This is a genomic window from Halomonas ventosae, from assembly GCF_004361885.1.
Lineage (GTDB): Bacteria > Pseudomonadota > Gammaproteobacteria > Pseudomonadales > Halomonadaceae > Halomonas > Halomonas ventosae_C.
The window spans coordinates 21697-28958 of the sequence record NZ_SNWH01000027.1 but is presented as its reverse complement, the minus strand read 5'-3'; the positions used below and the strand labels follow the sequence as shown (position 1 = coordinate 28958).

Genomic DNA, 7262 nt, shown 5'->3' with positions numbered 1-7262 from the left:
CTCGGGGTATCGCTATCTTGGGTCGTGGCGTTGGCGCTGTCGGTGGCAGTCAGGCTCACCGCGGGCAGCTCGGTGCCGGCGTTGATGGCGTCGACACCGGCCTGGGTGAGCACCACGTCCTCGCCGTCGAAGGCGTAGTAGCCGGCGTCGTTGCTGCCTGGGCTGAAGGTGACTTGACCGGCACTGGCGGTAAGCGCGCCGTCTTCTTCGTCACTGGCGCTGAAGGTGGCGACGCTCTGGCCCGCCACGGCGTCGTTTTCGTTGAACGCAGGCGCCGCGGTCACGTCGATGGTCGGGCCGTCGTTCTGCGCTACATAGCTCGGGGTATCGCTATCTTGGGTCGTGGCGTTGGCGCTGTCGGTGGCGGTCAGGCTCACCGCGGGCAGCTCGGTGCCGGCGTTGATGGCGTCGACGCCGGCCTGGGTGAGCACCACGTTCTCGCCGTCGAAGGCGTAGTAACCGGCGTCGTTGCTGCCTGGGCTGAAGGTGACTTGACCGGCACTGGCGGTAAGCGCGCCGTCTTCTTCGTCACTGGCGCTGAAGGTGGCCACGCTCTGGCCCGCCACGGCGTCGTTTTCGTTGAACGCAGGCGCCGCGGTCACGTCGATGGTCGGGCCGTCGTTCACTGGCTGCACAACGGCATCGACTTCGGCCACTGCCGTTGCAACACCATCTTCAAACTCCGCCCCCGCAGTCTCCGTAGTGGCGAACTCGAAAGTCAGTGGATCTAGATTCTCGTTGATCCGCGCTAAACGCACGAAATCGTGCCCTCCACCCACGGCGCCACCAGCCCCGGCACCAGCCGCAGTGGCATCCAGCTCTTCCAGCAGGTCACCCTCGCCCTCATCAAGGGCCGTGAGCAGCGCCTCGAGATCGGCATCCTGGACGCTGGCATCTTCAGCAGTCACCGGTGGCTCAGCAGCAAGATCGAGGGTCATGACGACCTCCTGCCCGCCTTCGATCACAGTAGGAGCTAGGTTGTCATAGAAATCGAGCTGAACCTGGCCGTTGGTCGAGGTGATGAGCGTCTCGCCTTCCTGCAGGGTATCCCCCACACGCAGTTCACGAAGATTGCCGTCCTCGTCACGTGCCCAGGCCTGGCCGCGGATGAAAATGATGATGGCGATGGTCATGAAATGGCTCCCTGCGTACGAAGCGAGTGTGAAATCGCCCACGGAACAACAATAGATGCTACTAAGCTAGGCCAGGTGGCGGGGAAAAAATATTGTACTCTTGGGCAGGGATTCGTCTTTGACGTGAAAAATGTCAAGCCAACGCTGTGATCAGACGTCGCGCAACCTCACACGGTTTCGCGCTGGGCAAGCCGCAGAATCAGCTGCAGCCGGTCGCGCACCCCGAGCTTGCGGAAGATCGCACCGAGATGGGCCTTCACGGTCCGCTCGGTAATCTCGAGCCGGCGCGCCACCTCTTTGTTGCTCTGCCCTTCCGCCACGGCCAGCGCTACCGCCCGTTCGCGATCAGTCAACCCTGAGAGGGCGTCGTCCAGTTGCTGGGACTCCACTCCCAACGCCCGGTAAGCGCCGCCCATCACCTGAGCCAGCAATTCGGGAAGCACCCAGATCCCCTGATGACGGGTCACGACGTCCATCTGCTTCAGCACCTCGGGAGGGGAAAGGGCATGGGCGTAGCCCCGTGCGCCGGCGTTCAAGGCCCTCAGGGCTTCCATCGAGCTAGGTGCGTAGCTCAATACATTGACGGTGGCACCACGGCCGGCGAACAGGGGGATCAGCCGCAACCAGTCCTCGATATTGCTCATGATCCATACTATGTCGCCCTTCCCAGCCTGGGCCCTGGCCTGTTGCGGCGAGACCAGACGGGCATCGGCGAAGGCCGCCCGCCAACGCGGAATCCCGTCGCGCCCCTGACAGACGAAGATCTGTGCCATCATCGTTCTCCCATGGAGTTACCCCAAGCCCGCAGCACAGGCTTGAGCAAATACTGCATCACGGTGCGTTTGCCAGTTTTGATGTCCACCTGGGCGATCATCCCTGGGATCACCTCCATATCCTTGTGTTTCTGTGCGTTTTTCACCGTCCGCACCCGCACCAGATAAAAGGTGTTGCCTTCGTCGTCAGTGATGGTGTCGGGGCTGATATGGTCGAGTTTGGCCTCGAGCCCCCCGTAGATGGCAAAGTCGTAGGCGGTGAGCTTGATGGTTGCCGGTTGGCCGGGGTGAAGGAAGGCGATGTCCTGGGGCGCAATGCGCGCCTCCACCAGCAAGGCGTCGTTGGTGGGCACGATCTCGACTACCTCCTGCCCCGGTTGGACGACGCCGCCAAGGGTGGTGACATTCAGGCGCTGGATCACACCATCCACCGGCGAGCGGATCTCAGACATCCGTACTCGATCCTGCAAGCCGGTGCTGGATTCATCGAGGGCCGCCAGCTCGCCCAACGTCCTTGAGAGTTCGGTGCGCCATTCGTTGCGCGCCTTGAGTTCGACCTCGCGCAGCTGGGCCTGGGCCTCCTCGATCGCCGACTGCAGGCGCTCCACCTGGGCCGCCGCTTGTGTGCGATCACCTCTGGCCTTTGAAACCTCCCGTCGGAGCCTCAGCACCTCGACCTCGGAGACGGCGCCGGACTGCAACAGAGGCTGGGTCAGATTGAGCTCTTGGCTGGCCATGGCCAGCTCCCTGGCGGCAGTATCACGCCGCGACTTGGCCTCCTCGAGCTCGGCGCGCCGCTGGGCAAGGCGTTCCTGAAGGATGCTTTTCTCCTCGGCCAGCTTTTCCAGGGCACTCTGATAGAGTTCACGCTCCTGGTTGACGATCTCGGGGGCCTTGTCGACCAGTTCATCAGAGGGGGTAAACGGCGATCCGGTAGCCAGGGCGCGCAGCCGCTCGGCCCGCGCCTGAAGGGACTGGGCCGTGGCGCGGTTCTCGCGAAAATTGGAGAGAAAGCGGGTAGGATCGATACGCATCAGCAGCTCGCCGGCCTCGACCCGCTCCCCCTCCTCGACCAGTATCTCCTGGACTACCCCGCCATCGAAGGACTGCACCCGCTGCAGCTGACTGGAAGGAATCACACGACCCATGCCACGGGTCACCTCGTTGATGGAGGCGACGCTGGCCCATACCAGCAGGGCGACAACGGCCAGCACCACCACGTAGAGAAAGCCGCGGGCGCGAATGGGGTCCTGCTGCAGACGGGCCCAGTCGGCATCGCTGGCCCAGTCGCGATTGAGGTGGGTCGCAGTGACGCGCTTGGCAAAGAGCCGGTCGATGAAAGGCCGGAAGGGCCTGCCACCCGCCTGGGAGAAGCGACCGATGGCCTCGAAGCCCTGTTGCTCGGGGGATCTTTTCGAGGTTGCCATTAATGTGCCCTCCCGATTTGCCCCTTGCGCAGGGCCTCCACCACCTTGTCCCGCGGCCCGTCGGCCACCACCTTGCCGGCATCAATGACCAAGATACGATCAACCAGCGACAGCAGTGACGTGCGGTGAGTGACGACGATCAGCGTCTTGCCCTGACCGTAGGCCTTGAGGTTGGCCTTGAAGGCCTCCTCGCTGGCATGGTCCATTGAACTGCTGGGCTCGTCGAGCAGCAGGATACGCGGGTCATGGATCATGGCCCGGGCAATGGCCACGGCCTGACGCTGGCCACCGGAGAGCATCTGTCCCCGTTCGCCCACCGGCAGGTCGACCCCCTGGGGATGGGCATTGACCAGACCGTCCAGGCCACTGAGCTTGATGGCACGCAGCAGCGCCTCGTCATCGACGCCGTCGCTGCCGCCACCGGCGATGATGTTGTCGCGCAACGAGCCGAAGAACAGGCTGACATCCTGGGGCACATAGCCGATATGGCGGCGCAGTTGCAGGGGATCGAACTGGCGGATATCCACCTCGTCGATCATTATCGCGCCGGCGGTGGGTTGATAGAGCCCCAGCAGCAACTTGTTGAGGGTGGTCTTGCCGCAGCCCACGCGGCCCAGCAGGGCCACGCGCTCGCCTGGCTCGATGATCACCGAGACATCATGCAGGGCATCGCGCTCCGCCTCCGGGTAGCGAAAGGAGACCTTGTCGAAGCGGATCTCGCCCCGTACCACCGGGCGGTCGATGAAGGTCTTGCCGCCGGGGCGCTCCACCGGCCGCTCCATCACGTCATTGAGTGACTGCAGTGCCGTCGAAGACTGATGGTACTGCGCCAGTAGCGCCGCCGCCTGACTGATCGGCGCCATGGCCCGCGACGACAGCAGGTAGGCGGCGATCAACCCCCCCTGGGTCAGGTTACCTTCGATGATCTGGTAGACGCCGATGATGATCACGCACACCGCGACACTATGTTGAGCCCAGAGAGCCACGCTTGCCACCGAAGAGCTGACCAGGCGCAGTTGGGCGGAGGTGCGCGACAGGAAGGCCGTGGCCTTCTCCCAGGTGCCCTGGATGCGGCTCTCTGCGCGCAGCGTCTTGACCGTCTCCAGCTGTGACACTGCTTCAACCAGAGTGGCGTTACGCTGCGCACTGACCCGCCAGGTGGTCTCGGAGAGTTCATGCAGCTTGCCTTGGGCGGCCATGGCGTAGAGCAGCACAAAGACGATGCCCACCAGCACCGGGATCACCAGGGGCGGGCCGATCAAGGCGATGATCGCCGCGAACATCAGCACGAAGGGCAGATCGACCAGCGCCACCACGGTGGCCGAGCCGATGAAGGCGCGTACCGACTCGAAGGACTGCAGGGTCGAGGCGAAGGAGCCGGTGGAGGCCGGTCGCGCCTCCATGCGCAACCCCAGCACCCGGGCCATGATCGACGACGATAGCTTGACGTCAGCGCGACTGGCCGCCAGGTCGACGAAGGCGTTGCGCATCAATCGCAGGGCCAGGTCGAAGCACAGCACGATGAAGATCCCCGCTGAGAGCACCCACAGCGTCTCGGTGGCGTGATTCGGCACCACCCGGTCGTAGACATTGAGCACGAACAGCGGCATTGCTACGGCAAAGAGGTTGATGATGACCGAGCCGGCGATAATGTCGCGATAGAGCTTGCGGTTCTCGCGGATCACGCCCCAGAACCAGTGCCGCGAGCGCTGACGTGTCACCTCGGGGCCACGGGCATCGAAGCGGAAACGCGGTCGCACGTAGATGGCCTGGCCGCTGTAACTTGCCTGGAGATCATCGAGGTTCACCTCGGTCTCGGCATCGCCCAGTTCGGGGAAGACGACCCGCGCACAGCGCGCCTTGAGGTCAAGGGCCAGAAGCACACAGGCGCGGCCCGGCTCGAGCAGTAGCACGGCGGGAAACAGGGCGGGATTGAGCTGCACCAGGCGGCTCTTCACAAGCCGTGAGGTGAGCCCGGCACGGGATGCCGCACGCGCAAAGACGCCGGGCGTCAGGCGGCCATCGTCGAGAGGAAGACCCGCGGTCAGCGATTCGGCCGTGACCTCATGTCCATGAACCTGCGCAATGGTCTGCAGGCATTCGAGTAATTCATCATGTACTGCTGACCTTGAAGGGCCAGAATCCAGCGCTTCTTTCTGCGACACAACCACCTCGAGAATCGACAAGCCCCGCCGCGATCAGGGCGGGGCGAGACAGGCCGGCATCCCGCGCTGGCCAGCGCGATGCGTCATGGATCAGCCGTTCAGCGCAGGGCTGACTCGACGGAGAGGGTGACATCCGGCGTTCGGGCCGGTGCCGGGGTCTGGCCGATGAAGTCGGAGAGCGTGAACCCCTGTGGGCCGCGTGCCGGACAGACCGTGTCAGGGTCGAGCTCCACCCCGTCGCTGCCCAGCTCGGCCAGGGTCGGCAGATCGTCGCGCCGCACCTCAAGCGTCTGCATCAGTTGGCCCATGGCGGCCAGGGTCCGGGCATCCGCCAGCGCCACGTCATACTGGGCATTGGCATAGGCACGACTGGCCTCGAAGTACTCGTTCTCGCTGTCCAGGACATCGAGCAGGGTGCGCTGGCCGATATCGAACTGCTGGGCGTAGGCACCGCGCACCCGGTCGATGGACTGGCGATGTTCATTGAGGTATCGCAATTGTTCGCGCAGACGCTGGGTGTCGTTGTAGGCGATCTGGGTGGTCTGGCGCACGTCGACACAGGCCTTCTCGCGCTGATTGATGGCCTGCTCGACCCGGTCGCTGGCAGCCCGGAAGGAGGCCAGATCGCTGCCGCCGTTATAGAGGTTCATGCTGGCGACCAACTCGATGGTATGGCGATTCCGCTGCTCACCGTTGGCGACCATGTCGTAGTTGCCGTCGTTGTTCTTGTAGGTGCCGGTGCGACCGCGCAGATCGAGGCGCGGCTGGAAGGCCGAGCGGGTACCGCGTCGCTCGGCCCGCGAGGCCTGGATGTTCTCGATGGCCGCATGAAACTCGGGGTTGCCCTGGAAGGCCATCTCGAGTGCCCGGTTGACATCCGCCGGCAGTCGCTCGTTCATCTGCGGCGCAGGGGCCAGGTTCTCCGCCGGCAGGTGGCCGACGATACGCTGGAAGCGTGCCGTCACGTCGTGCAGGTTGGCGGCTTCGGTCATCAGATTCGACTCGGCCAGCGCCAGGCGGCCGCTGATCTGCTCCAGGTCAACGCGACGCCCCGCGCCAGAGGCCACCCGCTCCTCGATCTGGTTGAAGACCTGCATGTGATCCGCGTAGTTCTGCTGCGCCAAGTACACCAGCTCCCGATAGCGCTGCACATCCAGGTAGGCGCGCGTCGCCTGCAAGGCGATATCCTCGCTGGTTCCCAGCAGTTCGTAGTAGCGCACCAGCTGGGCGCGATCGAGGCGCTCGACCTCGTTGGCCGTGGCTAGGCCATCCCACAGCATCTGGGTAATCGTCACTTCCGCGTAGTTGGTATCATAACGGCCGCGGCCATCGAGTTCCCGACCCTCCCTCCCGATCCCTGCCGAGACATCGACGCTGGGGAGATAGTTGCCGCGCGCCACCCCGATATCGTTACCGGAGGCGCGAAAGCCATTCCATGCGGCCTGAACCTCGGGGTTGGTCGTGATCGCCTGCTGGACCACCTGGTGGAGATCACTGCTCCCCGGTGCCGTCAGGCCGGCCGGCAGGGACTGCGCCACGGCTGAAGCGAGGGGCAACAATGCCAGCGACGCCCCCAGGGCGAGGGTGGAGGCAAGGCGACGCCCCCGGATGCTACTGACTGGATCGATAGAGCATGTCATGCGTGTTCCCTAATTCATGATGGCGATGGTCCGATCAGTGTCATCCAGCCTAACCTGACAGGATATTTTGTCCACTGCTGAAGAGCGCGAGGCGGGCAGGAAAAGGTAGACAATTGATATAAGA

General features: G+C 64.0%; 5 protein-coding genes. All 5 read right to left on the bottom strand.

Annotated features, from left to right (window positions below; all coding sequences use genetic code 11):
- Positions 1 to 1133 (bottom strand): retention module-containing protein (locus DFO68_RS14000; protein WP_133484251.1); only part of this gene is annotated, 1133 nt, incomplete at its 3' end.
- 167 nt (positions 1134 to 1300) lie between these two features.
- Positions 1301 to 1906 carry a response regulator transcription factor gene (locus tag DFO68_RS13995; RefSeq protein ID WP_133484250.1) on the bottom strand — a complete coding sequence of 202 codons (606 nt, stop codon included), beginning with the start codon at positions 1904 to 1906 and terminating at the stop codon, positions 1301 to 1303.
- On the bottom strand, positions 1906 to 3333 hold the full coding sequence (locus tag DFO68_RS13990) for an HlyD family type I secretion periplasmic adaptor subunit (protein ID WP_133484249.1): 1428 nt from the start codon (positions 3331 to 3333) through the stop codon (positions 1906 to 1908). Before DFO68_RS13990 ends, DFO68_RS13995 begins: the two co-directional genes overlap by 1 nt.
- Positions 3333 to 5498, bottom strand: coding sequence for a type I secretion system permease/ATPase (locus DFO68_RS13985; RefSeq protein WP_243726524.1), 2166 nt, complete (start codon positions 5496 to 5498; stop codon positions 3333 to 3335). The genes DFO68_RS13990 and DFO68_RS13985 overlap by 1 nt, the downstream gene beginning before the upstream one ends.
- A 98-nt stretch (positions 5499 to 5596) precedes the next feature.
- Positions 5597 to 7138: a TolC family outer membrane protein gene (locus tag DFO68_RS13980; protein ID WP_133484248.1), complete on the bottom strand. Its 1542-nt coding sequence runs from the start codon at positions 7136 to 7138 to the stop codon at positions 5597 to 5599.
- Between the last annotated feature and the right edge of the window lie 124 nt (positions 7139 to 7262).